This is a genomic window from Pedobacter sp. TM02, from assembly GCF_059705275.1.
On record NZ_AP046530.1, the window covers coordinates 2889837 to 2910258 of the forward strand.

General features: G+C 44.7%; 13 protein-coding genes. 5 read left to right on the forward strand and 8 right to left on the reverse strand.

The genetic code is table 11. The features are described 5' to 3' along the window. Window positions 1-6 precede the first annotated feature (6 nt). The 7 genes from AC6H1S_RS12310 to AC6H1S_RS12340 form a co-directional block, all read right to left on the reverse strand. Entirely contained in the window at window positions 7-1197 is a 1191-nt protein-coding gene (locus tag AC6H1S_RS12310) for an efflux RND transporter periplasmic adaptor subunit (protein ID WP_497563797.1), read from the reverse strand. 74 nt (window positions 1198-1271) lie between these two features. Then, complete coding sequence (locus tag AC6H1S_RS12315) at window positions 1272-1871, reverse strand: TetR/AcrR family transcriptional regulator (protein ID WP_199136652.1); 600 nt, start codon at window positions 1869-1871, stop codon at window positions 1272-1274. Between the two features lie 250 nt (window positions 1872-2121). Next, the gene (locus AC6H1S_RS12320) at window positions 2122-4536 is read right to left on the reverse strand and encodes a GAF domain-containing protein (protein WP_497563798.1); all 2415 of its coding nucleotides are present in this window, start codon (window positions 4534-4536) and stop codon (window positions 2122-2124) included. A gap of 55 nt (window positions 4537-4591) precedes the next feature. After that, window positions 4592-8200, reverse strand: coding sequence for a BamA/TamA family outer membrane protein (locus tag AC6H1S_RS12325; RefSeq protein WP_497563799.1), 3609 nt, complete (start codon window positions 8198-8200; stop codon window positions 4592-4594). A gap of 44 nt (window positions 8201-8244) precedes the next feature. Further along, the gene (locus tag AC6H1S_RS12330; RefSeq protein ID WP_199136646.1) at window positions 8245-9126 is read right to left on the reverse strand and encodes an SdiA-regulated domain-containing protein; all 882 of its coding nucleotides are present in this window, start codon (window positions 9124-9126) and stop codon (window positions 8245-8247) included. Beyond that, entirely contained in the window at window positions 9116-11173 is a 2058-nt protein-coding gene (gene ppk1, locus AC6H1S_RS12335) for a polyphosphate kinase 1 (protein WP_497563800.1), read from the reverse strand. Before ppk1 ends, AC6H1S_RS12330 begins: the two co-directional genes overlap by 11 nt. A 2-nt stretch (window positions 11174-11175) precedes the next feature. Continuing rightward, entirely contained in the window at window positions 11176-12399 is a 1224-nt protein-coding gene (locus AC6H1S_RS12340; RefSeq protein WP_199136642.1) for a Pycsar system effector family protein, read from the reverse strand. Window positions 12400-12502: 103 nt separating this feature from the next. Between AC6H1S_RS12340 and AC6H1S_RS12345 the strand changes: the two genes are divergently transcribed. From AC6H1S_RS12345 to AC6H1S_RS12360, 4 genes are all read left to right on the forward strand, one after another. Beyond that, entirely contained in the window at window positions 12503-13705 is a 1203-nt protein-coding gene (locus tag AC6H1S_RS12345) for an alginate lyase family protein (protein WP_497563801.1), read from the forward strand. A 67-nt stretch (window positions 13706-13772) separates the two neighbouring features. After that, complete coding sequence (locus AC6H1S_RS12350; protein ID WP_199136637.1) at window positions 13773-14261, forward strand: TspO/MBR family protein; 489 nt, start codon at window positions 13773-13775, stop codon at window positions 14259-14261. Between the two features lie 55 nt (window positions 14262-14316). Then, a complete protein-coding gene (locus AC6H1S_RS12355) occupies window positions 14317-16608 on the forward strand; it encodes a patatin-like phospholipase family protein (RefSeq protein WP_497563802.1) in 2292 nt (763 codons plus the stop codon). 18 nt (window positions 16609-16626) lie between these two features. Beyond that, entirely contained in the window at window positions 16627-17154 is a 528-nt protein-coding gene (locus AC6H1S_RS12360) for a hypothetical protein (protein WP_199136633.1), read from the forward strand. Window positions 17155-17226: 72 nt separating this feature from the next. Here the strand turns inward: AC6H1S_RS12360 and tamL are convergent, their stop codons facing one another. Continuing rightward, window positions 17227-19656, reverse strand: a complete 2430-nt coding sequence (tamL, locus tag AC6H1S_RS12365; protein ID WP_497563803.1) for a translocation and assembly module lipoprotein TamL — start codon at window positions 19654-19656, stop codon at window positions 17227-17229. Here tamL and AC6H1S_RS12370 point away from each other — a divergent pair. After that, complete coding sequence (locus AC6H1S_RS12370) at window positions 19647-20387, forward strand: TrmH family RNA methyltransferase (protein ID WP_497563804.1); 741 nt, start codon at window positions 19647-19649, stop codon at window positions 20385-20387. The two genes, tamL and AC6H1S_RS12370, sit on opposite strands and share 10 nt — an antisense overlap. Window positions 20388-20422: the final 35 nt, after the last annotated feature.

The following is a 20422-nucleotide window of genomic DNA, read 5'->3' on the forward strand; positions in this document are numbered from 1 at the left end:
TTTTTCTTATTTTGTAGCGTTGTAGGCCGTTACGGGTTTGCTGATTTCTGGCTGGATCAAGTCGCCTTCTTTTAAGCTCTCGAAGCCTTTGGCAATAATCTGCTCGCCCGATTTTAGGCCATCTTGTATTAAATAGTTGGTACCGCTTGTGCCCAGTACCTTAATAGGGCGTTTACTTACCTTGTTGTCTTTGCCAACGGCATATACAAATACTTTATCCTGTATTTCGATGGTAGACGCTTGCGGTACCAACAGCACGTTGTTATGCGCCATTCCTAGCCTTACCTTGCCGGTATTACCCGATCTTAACACGCCTTTGGCATTCGGGAAACTGGCTCTTAGGGTAATGGCGCCCGTAGTTTTGTCGAACTGGCCATCAACCATGTCTATTTTGCCATTGGCGGGATATAAAGTCTGATCGGCCAACACCAACGAAACCGGAGGCAAATGCTTCAGCCTGTCGTTTACCGAATTGCCTTCGTATTTAGCATTGAAATTGATAAAATCGGTTTCAGCCAAAGAGAAATACACATGGACTTCGTGTACATCAGAAAGGTTGGTTAAAGCCTCTGGATCTGACGGTCCCACCAAACTGCCTTGTTTTTTAGGCAAACGACCAATATAACCGCTAATTGGAGCTTTAATTTCGGTATAGGCTAAGTTGATTTGGGCATTGTTTACGCTGGCTTTGGCCTGTTCAACATTAGCTAGCGCGATTTGATGTGCAGTTTTTGCAGTTTGCAATTGGAAAGCAGATACCACTTTGTTTTGCACCAATGGAGTAAGCTTGTCTATTTCCAACTGTGCGTTCAATACCGCAGCCTGTGCAGCCTGTAAAGCGGCTTTGGCATTATTTAATTGCGCCTTAAAGGGCAATGGCGAAATTTGGAACAACAATTGGCCTTTCCTTACCAATTGGCCTTCGTTTACATAAATACGGTCTATGGTACCCGAAACCTGCGGACGGATTTCCAAATCGGCCGCGCCTTCAATGGCAGCCGGATAATCTATAAATGTTTCTTGAGAGCCTTGGCTAATGGTAATGACCGGTAATGATGGAGCTTGGGCAACTTGGGCCTGCTCTTGTTTGCCCGAACAGCTTGCCAAGAACAAGGTTAAAGCCAAAGCAAAAAATCTAACATAGTTAGACAACTTAACATTGTTAAGTAAAGAAGTGGAATTGGAGATATATTTCATGATTATTGGGATTTTAATGTTTATTTTACGTTAATAAATTAATCTAACAGCGTTAAGTAAAGGCCAAAAAAATTTTAATCGTTGATGGTTCTGATGATCGCTTGAATGGCGCCCCTCAAAATCTGCTGATTAATTTCCTCGTTGGTCCCTTTTTGTGTTAGGTTGATCGATATCAGGCCGTGTATAACCGACCAAAAAGTATAATATTTTAAACAGATGAGGTCATCTGGTTGTGGCTCTTTGGTCACGAGCTTTGCAATGGCATCTGAAAAAAGCTTGGTTGTATATTCTGCTTCAGGCAACGATTTTTTGAGCTCGCAGCAGTTCATGTCAACACCGTACATCAGCTGGTACATTTCCTTGCAATTGAAGGCAAATTCCCAGTAGGCCATCCACATGGCTTCCAATTGCTTGGCGGGTTCGGTTTCGCTGTCTTGGGCTTTTTTGATTTTCTGGCCCAAGATGGCATAGCCTTGCCGGGTTAATTCTATCAACAGACCCTCTTTGTTGGGAAAGTACTCGTAAATAATCGGCGCGGTATACTCGATGGCATCTGCAATCTTACGCATACTCAGCGCATTCCAACCCTCCTGCCTTACAATTTGCAAAGCGGCATCCAATATCCCTTTGCGGGTATCTTCTTTTTGTCGCTGGATTCTTTCTTTACTTCCCATGGCCGGTTAAATGACATAAAATAATCTAACACCGTTAAGCAAATGTAGAAAGGATTTTGAAACGGCGTATCATTTATTTGTCAGATAAATTGAAATGTATAATTAGAGGTTTGAAATGAGGTTTTTTGATTAAAAATTTTCTTGGCATCAGTGAACTATCTAGCTCAAAAGACATTCTTACCCCTTGTCGGGATTGCGAATATCCTAGCTGAGATGACGAAACCGACTCACCGAGAAAAATTAAAATAGACTAAGCGCTTTCCTTTTTCAAGGGGCTCTTTTTGATGGTCTTTTTCAGTTTGGTCCACTGCTCATCGTAAAAATCGCAGGCCATGTAGTTTACCCCTATCCTCAGTGCCTTGAGTCCGCTTACGCCTTGTAGTTCTTCCAGCTCCAGGGTTTCGAGGTCGTTGTTCAGGAAACCCTGCTCCTGCAGGTACTTGATATACTCCAAGTATTCGTTGGCCTCATAGGCATTGAAGTAAACCAAAGCGATTTTACCGGGCTGGGTCAGGCGCTCATTGGTACCCTTTACCAAAACCTTGTCTATCCTTTTCTTCACCACTTCATAGCGGATGTTATAGGCGCCTTCTACGTCGAACCTGCGCTCGTCGTTCCTGAAGCTGATATCGATAGGATTTGAATGCACAAAAATCAACTGTGTAGTCAGCAAAGCTCTTGGCATTTGACTCACCAATCCATTGGTTAAACGTGCCACTTCTACCATAGCCGTCAATTGCCACAGGCGGATATTTTTAAGGTACAACAAATCAAAAGGGATGTCGGGCGCAATATCCTGCCCGATGTAGATGTCGTATTCTACCCCATCGGTCCTGAATTTGGCAAAATAGCAGGGATAGGTAGCCTGCAGGGCCTGTTGCGCTTCGTCTAAATATTCGCTTACCGACGTATTGATAAACTGCATAGAGGTTTCGAGCGTTCTCCTGTTTTCGAAAGCAATACCGTTTGCAGGGTTGATGGTGGCAAAATATTGCTGCACCAAGGCCACAGCTTGTGGGTGGCCTTTTTCAATATGCTTCAATACCGGATAAACTTCCAGCTCCAAAAATTCGTTGAACAGGGCCTCTTCGCTCGAACTGATGAAATCTTCGATACGTTTGAGCCAATCCTTGCAGTTGAACAAAATCTTATCGATCAAATCGAGCGAAACAATGGCTCTTAAACCATTCAGGCTTTCAATCAGCATTGTCAATTGCACTTTCAGGTCTTCCTTCAGGGCAAAATTGCGCTCTACCGTCGAGTTGCGGATGTCTATGGCACCAAACAGCGGATAAAGGTCTTTGAAAGTAACCGTTTCTATTTCAACCGATTTCTTTTTTTCCTTGCTCATTTTCACGAAATCCCATACTACCTGGTTAAACTTCCATTGTACCGAAGGTTGCAGGGCCGTGAATTTGTCTTTCAGCACGGCATCCATTTTGGCGTTAAATTCTTCGATACGGTATTGCAGCAACTGGCCCAGCAAAGGCATGGCCGAGTGCAAGCGCGACAGCAATTTCTCATCCACTTCCAGGCTTTCGGTCGAGTAGATTTCCAATACTCCGGCCAGCTGGTTGTTGTAAAAAACAGGGAGGAATGAATAAGAGTGGATTCCGTTTTTCCTCAATACCTCGAGAAAGGGGAATCGCTGTATCTTTTCATCGTCGAGGTTATTGAAAAATACTGGCCGTGGGTTATGCTGGTATTCTTTTACCAAAGCATAAAACGATTCTTCCTGCAAATTGTACTTTTTGCCCGAATTGAGCAGGATACTTTGCGAATTCTGCTCGTTGTCGAACACAAATTTGCCATTTACCACCAAGAAAGGCAATAACCCAAACTCGATATGTCCATCGCCGGCCAAGGTTTTCAAGGCCTGTATTACATGCTCATAGGCCTCGTTTTCGTAGGTATGGTTAACCAGGGCATTGCGGATGCCATCAATGGCATGTTGCAGGGTCACATCGCTTAGCGAAATTACCGTAAAGCCATCGAACCTGAATTTGCTGAGTGGCAAAATCTTTTGCAGGAGCTCAATCTCGGTACCGTCTTGAATGAGGCTGGCTACCTGCTCAAAATTGAGTTCGGGCAGTTCACCATCGTACTGGATGTCGATAAACTGGGTATCGGCATTGATGTTGTAGTACTGGGTAAGGTGTGTTTTCGGATTGGTGTACGAGTGCAGGATTTCGTGTCGCGAAATGGAAGTATAATTGTAAAATCTTTCCAAAATCATCCGGTAGATAAACTGCATCTGCTGCTTTTCTTTGGATGCGGGATTTTCCTCTCCGTTTTGGCGTTTTTCTTCGATTTGGAAGGAAAGAAAATCGTAAAAAGAATCGGTACTGAAAAAAATCTTGTCGGGCACGGGTGTACTCAATGCCCAGAACAGGTCTTTTTCATTGGCCATTAAAGGCGTTAGAATGGTAAAAATCAGTTCGAGCGTATCTTTGTATTTGCCCAGTTCTTCTACTTGGATGTCGTTTCTCAACGCTTCTTCGCGTTCTATCTTTTCGAGCAAAAAGCGATAAAACTCTGCCTTTAAGGTCTGTTCGGTTTTCAGCCTGTTTTTGAGGTAGGCAATCAAAGGCCTGAACGACAAGGTAAATTCTACCTGGCAGCCTACGCATTCATTTCTGTTGATCTGAATAATATTGGTATTCATCCGAGTATTTCAATTTTTTATGGCCGGATGGAACTTGCGTTTCATCTCTAGTTAACTAAAATCTAAAGTTCATCGAAACGTAAGGATACCATCCTTCTTTCGAATAGCCCATCACCAACCTAAAAATGGTTAGGGATGCTGGGGCAAAATATACGCCGGCACCTACGCCATGGTGCCATACATCTGATGTTTCGTTGGTTTTCCAAACGCGGCCTACATCATAAAATCCTAATAAGCCTACCTGGCCCGGAAGCACGTAGCTTACAAAATCGCCCAGTTTGGCCCTCAGCTCCAAGTTATTGTAAAAACTATGCTGACCAGAGAACCTAAACTGCCTGTAGCCTAACAAATTGCCCTGTCCGCCCAAAAACAAGGTTTGGTAAAACGAGGGCTTGCCAATGGTTATACCGCCTCCAAAACGATCGGCCAATACCAATTTAGCCCTGCCGTCCAAGTTCTTGTACAGGGAAATATTCGCCGTAAACTGTACAAAGGAACTGGCATATTTGTTCAGGCTCTTGTAGCCCACCAGTTTAAAATCGGTGTAGCTGCCTAGTGTCGGCAAAATCTCGTTGTCGCGGGTATTATTGATAAAGTTGACTGCTACGCCGGTGTAAAGTTTGTCTTTATCAACGGTTAAACTATCATAAGAGTGCAATTGTGACGTGTTGTTGATAAATCTGCCTGCATTGTCTTCTCGGTCAAACTTATAAAACTGAAAAATAGGTCCCACGGTGAAGGTCGATTTCGGCCTGCGCCACCTCAGCGATGCCTCAGCTTGGTAGATGTTGAACCTGGCCCTGTAATACTTCACTTCGTTGCCAGATTTCTTAAACGGGGTTTCGTTGCCCATGCCAAAAAAGTTCTGGGTATTGTCTGGCGCAAAGGCATCGGCCTTCAACACCAAATCGGCCTTGCCTACAGCTTGTAGCCAATCGCCACTGTAGTTGAAACGGAAGGCCGAAGTGGCAAACGAGTGCAAAAACGAAAAGTTTTGCTGGTTGCCGTAGGGCTGTTTCCTGAAGCCTGGATTAGTAATTTTATAATTCAGGCCCATCAACAGGCCATCATCAACATTAAAACCGGCATTCAGCAACAGCGAATAGCGGCTGTACAGGTCTTTGCCCAAATAAGACACATTGGACGTATCGGTAGCAAGTATTTTGTTGAGCTTGCCCACATCATGGCCTTCAAAGGTTGATTTCTTGTTTTTGAGGCCAAAAAGCTGCACGCTCCTGCTGGCGTTTTGCACATCGTAGATTTTTTTGCCTCCTCCGGCAATGATCCTCAGTTTGATGTTGGAGGTTTTGTTGTTCAAGATCACGCTGTCGTTGCCATCTTTTACGTACAACCTGATTTCCTTGGTCACCTTCGGATCGAAGGTGCGGCTAAAGATCTCTTCTTTGATATCGCCGTCTTTGGCAATTTTATGAATCTGGATGTTCAGGTGCTGATCGGCAGAATCGGTAATCACTACCCGTTCGTTTTTGTTGCTGGTTTGGATATCGACAATGCGGTTAAAAAAATGATAATACTCGTTCATCATTGCCGGTAAGGCCGCACGACGCGCTTTCATTTGCTTCAGAAACTGGTCGTGGCGCAACGTATAATTAGGTTCAGGCAACCTGCGCAAGGCCTGTTCCAACACATCGTCGGTAAGCTTGGCGCAAAAATCCTTGATGATCTGGTCCCATTCGGCTTCGCTAAACTGCGAAAGCAAACGGCTGTTCATGGCCCTTCCTTCCCATAAAAACCAGTTGATGCGTTTAATGTTGCGTTCGTAACCCTGCATCATCGGCAACAACGACGAACCCTGGGCATAACGCTGAATCAAGCCATCCGAACTGAAGAAAACCTGGTCGCGGTCTCTTGGAACAGCCAGGTATTTCGAGCCTTTTTCTCCTTTCTCAGGCTTCCAACGCCATTGGTCTTCATGCCGGTCCCAATCGCCCAACATCACATCCAACGCACGCGCGCGCAACAACAAAGCCCCATCGTAGGTGTTGTCATTATCGTCGTCAAGCTTTTTGAACATTTTGGTTGTATTGTCTGAATTCCCCAGCGGCTCCCTCTCCTCGAGCAGGCAAAGCGTGTTGGCAAAAGCATTCATATAGTCGCCCAAGTTAGGGTCGGGCGATACCCAGGCGATCATCGGATTGCTGTGAGGCACGTTTACGGCTTCGGCCAACGGCGGCACCACCAGGGCGCCAAAAGGGTGTTGGGCCGACATGTTGTCTTTCAGGATGTCTTTGGCAAACGTATTTCTCAATCCCTGTGGCAACAATACTTCTGGGTATTTCTCCACGCTCCTGAGCACCCATTCCTTACCATTTTTATCTTCGAGTCTTAACGAACGCGACTGGTTGCCACCACCCAATTGCGTAGGTTTTAAACCTCCTTTAAACTCTGAAATACGCAACACCGGAAATTTGGTTTCCATGGCGTAGTCTTTGCGGTAGTTTTCGCCGAATAAAAAGCGGTGAAATTTACCCACACTATCGTAAGCAGGATGCACTTTGATGCTGATGCTGTCGGCTTTAATGACCTTGTACTCATTCTTTTTGGCCGCTGCCACCTCTTTGTAAGGCTGGGTATAGCTAAAAACCTTGACCACACCGGTATCGGCATATACATAATAATCATAGCGCATATCATTGTTGAGCAATTGATCGGCAATGACATAGCCTTGGCGGTACTCGTGAAAAAGCGAATTTTTGCCTTTTTTATTGGGCGACCATTTTGAACCGGCTCCACTTACAAGCTGCAATTGCTTGCCTTTGATCAGCTGCAGGCCGTGCTCATGCCCCGCCACATAAACCACATTGGGCTTCTCGCCGAAAACACTGTTCACGCTTTTGATCATGTCTTTGTACAGCGGGTGGTTCAAATCTTCAGGACTTAACAAAGTAGAGCGCAGGAAAGGATAAACCGAACCGATAACTGGCAAAGGAATAACCAGGTTTTTGTTGAGCAAGGTTAAGGGCAGCAAATGGTTGCGCCAGGTAAAATAACCGCCATGCGCACCATAGCTCTGAAACGGATGGTGCGAAGCCAGCAAAATCATCCGGTCGCGGTTCTGCTCCATCAGGTCGTTCATGCGGGCAATTACCGCATCCTTGGTTTGGCAATCGCAATCGGCCGCCGGATTTTGTTTATTGTAGGGAAAAAGCCACCACTCGCTGTCGTAGGCAATAATGGTGAGTTTATCGGTTAGCCTGATGGCAATGGGATCTGGACAGCCGTTGGACGGAATGAGTTTGAGCAAAGGATCGCCCAGCGATTCGAGGTATTCGCTCTGCCTTTTGATCTTAGCCAAGCCATTGGGACCAGATTTGTCCCAGTCGTGGTTGCCCGGCACAAAGAAAACCGCAGCGCCTGCATCGCGCATAGGCTGAAATTGCGACTGCAAGATCTTGATGGTTTCCTGTTCGTCGCCAAACCCCGGAATCGCCATTCCCGTAGGGTAAATGTTATCGCCCAAATAAAGCGTGGTTGTTTTGCCTTTGATCACATGCTTGGCCGCATTTTTAAGCGATTCCATCTGACCGGCATTCATTTCGCCCGCATCGCCAATTAAAATAACACGATACTTTACCTCTTCTTGGGCCAGGCCAAACAAGCTTGCAAACAATAAAAAAACAAATAGGGTAACTTTCTTCAACATGCTGGCTATTTGAACGTTAACGAAAAATGGTTGTGGCTATAAATTTAAGGTTTTTTATAATCGAACCTCAAAATATTGCCTTGTTGGGTTTCGCTGCCTTCGTTAGAGATGTACAGGTTGTTATCCTTGTCAAAGGCAATGCCCTCGGGCTGGTTAAATATATTGGAACTTAAATGATACACGTTCTTGATTTTCCACTTGGCATCGGTTACGATAAGCGCCTTGTTTACACTCGAAACAATATACCACTCGTTGGTTTGCAAGTTCATGGCCAGCGCCGAAGGATGGAAAGCACCCTTTTTTTTGCCCGATAATTTATCTATTTGACTGGCATCGACCACAAAAGTGCCTTTAGGTTTGACGGTGCCATTTTTTTGGAGCGAGAAAATATAACCACTTGCCTGTTTTTTGCCACGATCTGTTTTACAGTCTTTGCAAAGCACATACAAATCGCCGGTGGCTTGGTTGGCAAACATGCCTTCGTACTCGCCTTTTGGCAACATGTTCTCTAATTTTTGTACGTTGGCTGCTTCGGGCTTTTGGGTTTCGCTTAGCGGAAAAGTATATAAATGGCCATTGCTTTTTAACAGAATGGCCCAGCCTTGGCTAATGGCAATATCTTCATAATCGCCTTTGCCGGCAAACTTGGTGGCACTCTCGTTTTTAGTACCCAAAGGCAGGCGAAAAATCTTGCCCTCTTCGTCTTGTTCGGCATAAACCATCTTGTTATCGCCTTTATTGAAGGCAATTCCAGATATTTCCTGCAGCACATCGGGCATGTTATATTTTTGGGGTTTGCTCAGGTCGTATCCCGGAGGACTTGCCGGCCCCTTGCTTTTGGTTTGTGCGCACGACAGCTGCATGGTGGCCAAAGAGGCCAGTGCCAGCCATAGCAGTTGATATCCTTTTACGATGCTATTTTTCATACTTACTCTTTAAAAATTGATAAATACGGTATTGCGACTGTTCGGGCTCGCCTTTAGTCACAACCGGAACATTGTTCAGGTCTTTGTCTAAAGCCACGGCTTGTACATTATCGGCCAGCTGCAGGTTAATCACCGATTTAATTTCATCCCTGATTTCTTGGTCAAGAACCGGGAAACAAACTTCAATGCGACGGTAAATATTCCTGTTCATCCAATCGGCCGAGCCCAAATAAATCTCCTCCTTACCGCCATTATGGAAGACAAATATCCTGCCATGTTCCAGGTAGCGGTCAACAATTCTTCTGGCCGTAATGTTTTCGCTCAGGCCTTTTACACCGGGTTCGAGCCGGCAAATCCCCCTTACAATGAGCTGTATCTTTACACCGGCCTGCGAAGCTTCGTACAGTTTGCCAATGAGTATTTTCTCTTCGAGATTGTTTAATTTAATGATGATTGAAGCTGGCCTGGCCTGTTGGGCTTCGGCTATTTCACGTTCTATCAAAGCCAAAAAGGCTTGTTGCAGGTTAAATTGGGCTACCAAGAGGTAATTAAACCTGATCAGGTCGGGATTGGTTGGCTTTTCTCTTTTGGCCAGGAAGATAAACACCAGTTCCATTTCGCGCAACATGCCCTGATGGGCCGTCATGAGGATGTGGTCGGTATAAAAATTGGCCGTGGTTTCATTAAAGTTTCCGGTGGCAAAAAGTCCGGTATAAACTGTTCTTAAACCAGTTTTCCTTTTAACCAGTGCAATTTTGGCATGTACTTTTAGCGCGGTTACGCTGTAAATGATTGTTACACCGGCCTCTTTCATTTTCTTAGCCCATTTAATGTTATTGGCTTCGTCAAAACGGGCCTTGAGCTCGACCAATACAAAAACTTTTTTACCGTTTTTGGCGGCGCTGATCAAGGCATTTACAATTTTCGAATCGCTGGCCACACGGTAAAGGGTTACATAAATTTCCTCTACGTTGGCATTGGTGGCCGCCTCGTTAAAAAAGCGCAATACACTGTCGTACGATTGATATGGCGGATTGATGAGGATATCTCTGGCCAAAATCTGATCGAAAATAGACTGGTCTTTTACAATAGGCGGATAGGCGATTTTAGGCCACGAAACATTGGATAAACTGGCGATGCTGACCGGAAACGAAGAAAAATCCTTCAGGTTGTGGTAACAGCCGCCCTCAACCAGGTTGGCATTTTGCAGATTCAGCTTATCGGTCAGCAAATTAAGGGTAGCCTGTGGAATGCCTGGCTGGTACAGAAACCGGGTTGCCAAACCAAAATCGCGTTTTTGCAACTGTTTTTCAATCTGCTCTGCTAAATTGCCCGCATACTCGTCTTTAAGATCGATTTCGGCATTACGGGTAATCTTAAAGCTAAAACAGCCTGTAATGGTTGCATCTTTAAACAAGCGCTTGAGGTTGCACCTGATGATATCATCTAAAAATACGATGAAAGTCTCATCGCCTTTGACCACTTTATAAAAGCGAGGCAGCTCATTGGATGGGATGTTCAGGATAAAAGTCTTTTCCTGTGTGCCTATGGTCAGGTTAATCAACAGGTAAAGCTCGTTGTTGTTGGGAAAGAAAGAAGATTTGGCCTCGGCCAGGTTAACCGGTTGCAAGAAAGCCAATACCTGGCTCAAAAAGTAGCGTTCTATTTCTTCATCCAGTTGGGCTGGTATTTTTTCGTCGTAGATGAGCTGCACGTGGTGGCTCTTCAATTCGGGAATAATGTTTGCTTTTAAGATCCTGCCATATTCCTGTTGTTGCAACTGAATGGCTTCGTTGGCCCTGTCGAGCAGGCTTTGGTCTACCTTAACGCTGTTATTTTCCTTTTTGCTTAGTTTGGCCAAGGCCAAAAGTACCGGCATGCGCACGCGGTAAAACTCGTCGAGGTTTGACGAATAAATAGAAAGGAACTTGATGCGCTCGAGCAAAGGAACGGTGGTTCTTCCGGCCTCCTGCAATACCCTTTGGTTAAAGGTAAGCCAGCTTAAATCTCTATCAAAAAAAGCATCTTCAACTCTTGTATCGGGCATTTTTAATCTAATTTACCGTAAGCGACGTAAGAAATTACATAAGCGAGTACCGCAGTAATCAATCCGTACATAAAAATGTTATAAGCTGTACGCAAGAGTTTGTATTTGCGCCCCAACACCACGCCCTGCGAGTACACATCGGTAATGAGCGTGCCGTACAAAAATTCCTTATCGTTCATCACCTTGATCATCCCTCTCGAATAATCCTGCAAAGCCATTTTATAAAAATTGCCAAAGAAAAGCAGGTTTACCTTTTTGCGATCGAGGTCGTTATCGGTAAACACCCCATTTGGAATGGAAGGCCTGGTAGCCAAAATGGCAAAAATAATGCACGAAAGCGCCACCATGAGCAAAATAAAGGTAGGCACAATGAGAAAAGCATTGTCTTCGAGTCTTCTGAGCACCAAACTCACAATAAGCGAAAGAATGATGGAATTAACGGTAATGAGCAACTGCGATTTATTATCGGCCATATCGCTCAGGCGCTGGTTATTGCCCGAGGTAATCCTAAACATAGTTTCGATACCTTTGTCAGGCCTTTCCTTGTCTTTATTTTTACGCAGTTTTTCTTGTTTTGGCTCTTCATTGGCAACCAATTCATTGGTATTGGCCAAACCTTGTTCGGCTTCATCTTCAACCAACTTAGCTTTGAGCTTAGCTATATTTTTGGCCTTTTGATCGTTGAGCAGCAGGTTGCAGTAATCGGTATGGTAGTGATGCGTTTCGAGAAAGGCAATGTCTTTTTTACGCCATTCTATCTTGCTGATGTGCTTATTATAAAGCAGTTCTATTTCCTTGTGCATGAGCTTGCCCTTTTTCCTGAAATTTTCGCCACCCAGGTGAAAAAGATCGCCGTCGCATAGAATATTTTCGAGCTGATTGGTTGGTTTTTGGGGCATTTTGGTAGATAAGATCACCTGCGCCACGGCATCCCGCACGTCTGCCGGCACCTCATGCTCCTTCAAAAAGTTGCCGGCTAATTCCGCACTTTTCTGCTCATGGCTGGTGGGCGCTTCAAAATAGCCGGTATCATGAAACCAAGCTCCAGTATAAACAATAAAAAAATCCTTGTCGTTGAGCTGGTAGTGATTGGCAATCTGCGTGGTGGCTTTGACCACATCTCGGGTATGATCTAGGTTATGGTAAACAAGTTTTTCGTCGTGGTGCGTACTGAAATAAGCGAGCACGTGTTTTTCAACTTCTTCCTGAAGGTGCTTATAGTTCATTGGTTGATATGCCGAAAAAGGGCTATTTTTCTTTTAACTTAATTAATTAGATATTTACGAAATATACGCATTTTTATTCATGGCCTACCAAAAAACCCATAAAATGAAATTTGTTTCATCTTTTGTGCCGAAGCTCAGTTTCAGTAGATTTTACCTAACAATTTTAATTGCAGTTGGTTTGGTTTGCAGCAGTTTTAAAGCCGACGATTTTAAAGACGAGCTTACAGCTACGCTACGCCAACAGGTTTTAAAAGAAGCCAGCTGGGCCATGCAGCAAAAACCGATTACCGTTACCGCCTTTCGTGCCGAAAGGAGCAGCGGTGGTTTGCACGACTTTTATTCGGAAGGCGACTATTGGTGGCCAAACCCCGAAAACCCAAACGGACCTTATATCCAAAAAGACGGGCTCACCAACCCGCAGAATTTTGTGGCCCATCGGCAGGCCATGATCAGGTTTAGCCAGCTTATAGGCGCTTTGGCATCGGCCTACCGGCTTACCGGGGATGATAAATATGTAAAACAGGCCGTTGTACATCTCAACGCCTGGTTTGTTGACGAAGCTACCAAAATGAATCCCAACTTATTATATGCCCAGGCCATAAAAGGCGTTGCCACGGGGCGTGGCATTGGCATTATCGATACCATACAATTGATGGAAGTAGTACAAGGCATATTGGCCATGCAAAAATCAAAGGCTTTGCCGCAACAAACCCTAAAGGGTGCTAAAAGCTGGTTTGCCCAATATTTGGATTGGCTCGTTACACATCCCTATGGCAAAGACGAAATGAACGCCAAAAACAACCACGGCACTTGCTGGGTAATGCAAGTAGCTTGCTTTTCCAAATTTACCCATAACCAGCAACTCATCGATTTTTGCAAGGGACGTTACAAAACGGTAATCCTACCTCAGCAAATGGCAAGCGATGGAAGCTTGCCTTTAGAACTTAAAAGAACTAAGCCTTATGGCTATTCGATTTTCAATTTAGATGCCATGGCAACCATTTGCCAGTTATTGAGCACATCGCAAGATAATTTATGGAACTACGAAACCAGCGATGGCCTTGGGATTAAAAAAGGAATCTCTTTTCTCTATCCTTTTCTGGCCAACAAAGACAAATGGCCTTATCCCAAAGACGTCATGCATTGGGAAAGCTGGCCGGTAGCCCAGCCGTCGGTTTTGTTTGGTGCCATGGCCTATCAGCAGCGAGATTGGCTAAACACCTGGAAAGTGGCCGAGCACAACCCCAAAAACGAGGAAATCATTAGAAATTTACCCGTAAGGCATCCCCTAATCTGGCTCGATTAATTTTCAATTTTGTTACAAAACAACAACTCTTTTGATTTGTTAATTGTAAACCAATTAAAACTAGCTCATGCCCAAGAAAACCAGTAAATTCCAATTTGTTCCTTTCCTGATCTGCCTTTTTATTCCTCTGTTTGTTGGTTTTTTAGGCAGTATGCTTACGCTTGATTCAGTCAAAACCTGGTATTTGACCCTCAACAAGCCTGCTTTTAATCCGCCCAACGCAGTTTTTGGCCCAGTTTGGAGCCTGCTTTATGTCTTGATGGGCATTTCTTCGTACCTGGTTTGGAAAAAACGCAAAACCGCCATGGGCTATTCATGGGCAATCGGCATCTATGCGCTGCAGCTGCTGCTTAACCTCATGTGGTCTTTTCTGTTCTTCTATCAGCACCAAATCGGCTTTGCATTGATAGAAATCGGCCTTTTGTTGTTAACCATCATCATCAATGCCTTTATCTTTTACCGCATAGACAAAACGGCGGGATGGCTCTTTGTGCCTTATATTCTTTGGGTCAGCTTTGCGTCTTATTTAACCTATTCCATCTCGCTTTTGAATTAATTTGAAAGAAAAACAATATTTTTATAGGGTGATGAACCCTAAAAAACTATATGTTTTGCTCTTCATACTTTTGGCACTGCAAGCCCAGGCGCAAAAAGTTGGCCTGGTACTTAGCGGCGGCGGCGCCAAGGGACTTGCCCATATTGGCACCTTAAAGGCCTTGGAAGAAAACCACATTCCGATCGACTACATTACCGGCACTTCGATGGGTGGCATTGTAGGGGCCATGTATGCCGCAGGCTACTCGCCAAGCCAAATGGAGAAAATTGCCTTGAGCTCGGATTTTCAGGATTGGGTAAACGGCCGTTACAAAAGCGATTACAGCTATTATTTTCAAAAAACAAGTCCAAATGCTTCAGTGCTTACCGCCAAGCTTTCGATAGATACCAGCCTGAGGCTGAGTTTCAGGTCTAACCTTATTAACGACATCCCGCTTAATTTTGCGCTGATGGAGTTGTTTTCGCAGGCTTCGGCCATTTCAAAAGACAATTTCGACCAGCTTTTTGTGCCTTATCGCTGCATGGTATCTGATGTGCTTTCGCAACAAAGCATTACGGTGGGCAAGGGCAATTTGGCCGAAGCCGTGCGGGCTACCATGACGGTACCCCTGATTTATCGGCCCATTAAACTGGCTGACAAATATGTATTTGACGGCGGAATTTACAACAACTTTCCGGCCGATGTGATGAAAAAGGAGTTCAATCCCGATTTCATTATCGGCGCAAACGTATCGTCAAAAACATTTAACGAATATCCCAAAAACGACGACCGCCTATTGAACCGTTTTTTGGTATATATGTTTTTGGCCAAGTCCGACTCTACCCTGGTAGGCGAAAACGGCACCTACATCCAGCCAGACCTTGCCAATTTCAACTCGACCAATTTTGTACCTGTAGCCGAGCTCATCAAACGTGGCTACGATGCAACCATGGCCGAAATGGAAAGCATTAAAAACAAGATTGCCAGAAGAGTAGGCACCCAAGAACTCTTGACCAAGCGCATGGAATTTAACCAGCGCAAACCCGACATGATTTTTAGCAACGTGGTGGTTTCGGGCGTAAACTCTCAACAGAAAAAGTATATTGAAAGGCTTTTTAAAAGCGACCAGGCTACCTTTAACCTCACCGATATCAAAAGGGGCTATTATAAACTGGTGGCCGACGAGACTTTTGAAACCGTCTATCCCAAAATAAGCTACAATCCGGCTACGGATAGTTATACTTTCGAAATTGTAGCCCGACCTAAAAAAAGCTTCAAGATCGATTTTGGAGGCAATATCTCTTCAAGGCCGATCAGCAATGTTTATTTGGGTCTGCAGTACAATTATCTTAACCGCAAGGCCTATACTTTTGGGGCCAACTTCTATTCGGGCAGGTTTTACGAATCGGCCCAGCTAAGTGGCCGTGTCGACTATCCTTCTGGCCTGCCCCTGTTTTTGGCTACCGAACTGACCTACAACCACTGGAACTATTACAATACCAGTCAAATTTTTATCGAAAACCCCCATCCTACCTATGTAGAACAAGGCGACAGGAAAATAGACCTCAAACTGGGCATGCCTTTAAACCGCAATGCCAGGATTACCCTGATCGGCTCGTTTATCAACAACAACGACAGCTACAGCCCTACCAATACTTTTCAGGTTGGCGATGTGTTGGACAGGACTGTTTTTAACGGCCTGAGAACAAGCGTACTTTTTGAGCAGAACTCGCTGAACCGTAAGCAATATGCCGACCGTGGCCACAGTTTTTTTTTCAGCGTAAACTTTACTACCGGCAAGGAAAACTATACACCTGGAAACATTTTCAGAAGCAATACCAGCTTTGCGAACAGCCTGGAAATAGCGCGTACTTTTAGGGAATGGTTTCACCTGAAGCTGAGCGACGAACATTACTTTTTCCATACCAAACATTATACCTTAGGCTATTTGGTAGAAGGCGTAATTTCTTCGCAGCCGCGATATTTCAACTACTATGCCACCTTGCTGGCTGCGCCGGCTTTTTATCCGCTTCAAGACAGCAGATCGCTTTTTCTTGAAAAGTTCAGAGCAACAAGCTATGCCGCAGGAGGCCTCAAAAATGTATTCAACATTAAAAGAAACCTCGATTTGCGACTGGAGGCCTACCTGTTCCTGCCTTACAAGGAATTTGAACAAACCGGGCTGCAGGAGGTAAAATATGCAAAAGCTTTTAGGCGCTGGCATTATGCGGGTACCGCCGGATTGGTTTACCATACCCCTGTTGGCCCCATAAGCCTCAGCTATAATTTATACGACGATCCTGTAAAAAGAAACGGCGTTTTGCTACATTTAGGGTATCTCATCTACAACAAACGATCTTTAGAATAACTGGCTTTAACATTAGACATGAAAAACCTGCTTGCTGCTTTGCTGCTTTTTATTTCGGGCACCTGCTTTGCCCAGCATACCGATATTAATAATTTCTTGGTCAAGGAAAGCCTGCTCAAAAATAGCAAGCTGGCCATTATCGCTGCCGATTCGTTAGGCAACCCGATAGAAAACATCAATGGCGTTTATACGTTCAGCATCAGTGGCTTTACCCAATCGCTGAGCTTTAACGGCGGCGTAGCCGTTATTCCCCTGCAAATCGACAAATCTACTTTTGTGTACATCAAGCACCAAAACGACAATGGCACGCACAGCAAACTGTTGTATGTGTACAAAAAAGACGGCGACCTCAATCCATTTACCATCAGCAGGATATTCTTGATCGTTATCCCTTTGATTATTATTATTCTGGCCTTTGCCTTTAAGCGCTTCATTTATATCGCCATTATTCTGTTGCTGATTTTCTTCTTCTTCAGCTACAGCAACGGGCTCAATATCTCTACTTTCTTCGAAACTACTTTTGATTACCTGAAGAATTTGATTTAATGCATGATCGGTTTACAGTTGGTGATTAGCAGTTGGCAGTTCCAGCCCAATGAACTAGTCAACCAATGCCCATTAAAACGGCATGCCAATACCGAAATTGTATTGCATAAAGCGGTAGCGGTCTGGGCTATGTGCAATGTTGTATTGGGCTTTAAAATCGCTGCCACCTCTTAGGAATTTCCCGATTACCCATTGTTCGCTGCCTTCAAACTGCGGATCTTTTACTTTGAGGCCCAGGTCGAACCTGAATACAAAGAACTGCACATCGTACCTTAAGCCTACGCCGGTACCAATGGCAAGCTGCTTTCCGAAATCCTTTAGCTTAAATTTGGCCCCCGACTGCAGTTCGTCGTCGGTAAGGTTCCAGATATTACCCATATCTACAAACACAGCTCCCTTAAGCTTGCCACCAAAAAACTTGTTGGTCAGCATGGTTCTGTATTCGAAATTGCTCTCAATGCGCATTTCGCCCAACTGGTCTAAACCAAAAAGCGCGCTCCTGAGCTCTGGCGTTTGCAAAATAGCCCTGTTGTAGTTACCCGGCCCCAGTGTTCTGGCTTGCCACGCCCTGATGCCGCTCGAACCGCCGGCATAAAACATTTTTTCGAAAGGAATAGATGTAGAGTTGCCATACGCATAGCCAACGCCTGCATTAATCCTGGCTACAAACTGCTTGTCTATCCCAATATTTTTGTACCAGCGCACATCAATTTCAGGACGGACATACTGATTAAACGGCAGGCCCAATACTGTACCGAAATCGCCTTTGGCAGGGTCGTGTTTATTACCCAAGGCCCTGGTGGCCAATTGCAAGAGGTTGCCTGCCATATCTATGCCACCTCTGAAATACACAAACGACCTATTGCTCAGCAGCTTATCTGCATTAAGCGAATAGGTGTATTTTACACCAAGCGTGAAATCCTTCCTGCCCAGCAAAAAGATGTTGTAAAAATTATTGGCCAACAGTTTTTTGTTCACCTGGGCATTGGGGTTCGAACTATTGGTATCGATCAGTACGTTACCAAAACGATATTCAAAGTTGAGCGGCGTTAACGAGTGGAGCTTCGACTTGGTTTCTACCCAATCGTAAGAAATGGAATTGATAAAAATCCGCCTTACCGCAACGTCTTTTTGCAAGGCGTAAAGGTAACTGGTCGAAATGGTGGTATAAGGCATCCCGTTTTTGCCCATCATCGGAATACCAAAAGGCACCATCAATCGGGGTACGCTCAAACTGGCACTTACCGAAAAATCACGCTGGTAGATATCCGAAAAAATCGACTTGCCCCCATTCGTCCTTGATTGCAAACCGCCTTTAATCTGAAACTGGAAACGCTCTGCGCCCTTCAGAAAGTTGTTGTCGGTATAGGTATTGCTCAGGTTAAAGCCAACCGTACCGCCATTAAAAGGAATCTCGCCTTCTATCCTGTTGCTCCGTCGTTTTTGTGGCGTTAGCAACAATACCGGCTCTACTTTGTTGCTGCTATCTTTGGCCTTGGTATAATCTATTTTCACGTTTTTGAAGACGTTGAGCTGATAAAGCCGGTCGTAGGTGAGCTGTTCCTTGCTGACATCGAAAATTTCGCCCTCCCTTAAAAAATCGTAGCGCACAATGGGGTTGCGCCTAAACCGCTTGGACAAATCGGTAAATTTAATGCCGCGGATGGTTCTTTTTACCTTGAGCGAATCGCCCAGCTTATCCAAATCGGTGAAACCATCCGAATTAGGGGCGATGATGATATTGGTTTCGCCAATGGTATAGATCTTGTGTTTCTTGACAAGGCTGTCTATCGGATTGTCAATGATCAGCTTAATGTTTACCTTGCTCGAGTTCAGGCCCGAATCGGGTTCATAGCGCACATAAGGCCTCACAAAATCGAAGTACCCGTTTTGGCGCATCACCTGATAGATCTGCTCCCGTTCGTAAACCAGCGAATCTTCATCATATTGCATGCCTTCGCGCAGGTGCGTAAACAGCACTTTATGCGAAAAATACAGTTTTTTTACGGCCGTATCCGGAATTTGATAGCTCAGCTTGTTCACCATAAAGGCTGGGCCTGGTTCGGCGATAAATTTGAGGCTGGCCTTTTTGTTTTTGATGTCGATCTGCGATTTGACTTTTGCCTTAAAAAAACCCTTGCTCTTCAGGTACTTTTCGATCTGCGTACGCGAAATTTCTACCAAAGTACTGTCTAAAATAGGCGGTGGCGAACCCAAAGGCTTGATGTTGCTGGTTTTGTATTTGCCGTTCTTGGTGTTGAACATGTTGTAGATGGCTACATTGATGCCCAAGCCGCCTGCAGGCCTGATGTCTTTTTGCACATAGTTATACGCCTGCTCTTCGAAAGCCTTGCCCACACTATCTATTTCAACTTTTTTAACGATCGACTGATAGTCTTCGATGTACTTTGTTGAAGAGCATCCTGCCACAAACACCAAAATAAATAGTAATATTGCAGTAATTTGTACCTGTTGTCTAGAGTTGTATTTGTATGCTTTCAAAATCTCAAATCAGTTTTATAAAATCGCTACATCAGAAGAAGTACCGCAAAGAAAGCGGAATTTTTATGATTGAAGGTATAAAATCTATCACAGAATTCATAAACTCAAGCTACCAAATCCACAGCATTTATTATACGCCCGCCTACTTTTCCCAATTGCCCAAAAATCTCGCAAATATAAAGTTATTTGAGGTAAACAACGCTGAACTGGAGAAGATTAGTACCTTGCAAAATCCGCAGGGCGTTTTGGCACTGGTTGATATGCCCGCCAAACAGGAAGTTGATATGGCCTCGTTAAAAGGCCAGTTTTCGCTGGTTTTAGACGATATCCAGGATCCCGGAAACTTCGGCACCATTATTCGCACCGCCGATTGGTTCGGCATCAAAAACGTGATCTGCTCGGAAAATACCGTTGAGGCCTACAACCCCAAAACCGTACAGTCGACCATGGGCTCGCTGTGCAGGGTCAACGTAATCTATACCCCGCTCGATCCTTTTTTGGCAAGCGCCAAGCTGCCGGTTTTTGGCGCCCTGCTTGATGGACAAAATATTTACCAAACCAGCTGGGGCAGCGAAGGGCTGATTTTATTGGGCAACGAAGGGCATGGCATTAGCCAGGCATTGTTGGAAAAAATAACCATCCAGGTTACCATTCCGCGCATTGGCGAGGCAGAATCGCTAAATGTAGCGGTAAGCGCCGCTATTTTTTGCTCCGAAATCAAACGTGGCTAAACGGCTGCCAAACTTTCTTTTGGATTTTAACCAAC

Coding starts and splice junctions, on each gene's coding strand:
- AC6H1S_RS12310 (WP_497563797.1), bottom strand. CDS start 1,197: ATGAAATATATCTCCAATTCCACTTCTTTACTTAACAATGTTAAGTTG.
- AC6H1S_RS12315 (WP_199136652.1), bottom strand. CDS start 1,871: ATGGGAAGTAAAGAAAGAATCCAGCGACAAAAAGAAGATACCCGCAAA.
- AC6H1S_RS12320 (WP_497563798.1), bottom strand. CDS start 4,536: ATGAATACCAATATTATTCAGATCAACAGAAATGAATGCGTAGGCTGC.
- AC6H1S_RS12325 (WP_497563799.1), bottom strand. CDS start 8,200: ATGTTGAAGAAAGTTACCCTATTTGTTTTTTTATTGTTTGCAAGCTTG.
- AC6H1S_RS12330 (WP_199136646.1), bottom strand. CDS start 9,126: ATGAAAAATAGCATCGTAAAAGGATATCAACTGCTATGGCTGGCACTG.
- ppk1 (WP_497563800.1), bottom strand. CDS start 11,173: ATGCCCGATACAAGAGTTGAAGATGCTTTTTTTGATAGAGATTTAAGC.
- AC6H1S_RS12340 (WP_199136642.1), bottom strand. CDS start 12,399: ATGAACTATAAGCACCTTCAGGAAGAAGTTGAAAAACACGTGCTCGCT.
- AC6H1S_RS12345 (WP_497563801.1), top strand. CDS start 12,503: ATGAAATTTGTTTCATCTTTTGTGCCGAAGCTCAGTTTCAGTAGATTT.
- AC6H1S_RS12350 (WP_199136637.1), top strand. CDS start 13,773: ATGCCCAAGAAAACCAGTAAATTCCAATTTGTTCCTTTCCTGATCTGC.
- AC6H1S_RS12360 (WP_199136633.1), top strand. CDS start 16,627: ATGAAAAACCTGCTTGCTGCTTTGCTGCTTTTTATTTCGGGCACCTGC.
- AC6H1S_RS12370 (WP_497563804.1), top strand. CDS start 19,647: ATGCTTTCAAAATCTCAAATCAGTTTTATAAAATCGCTACATCAGAAG.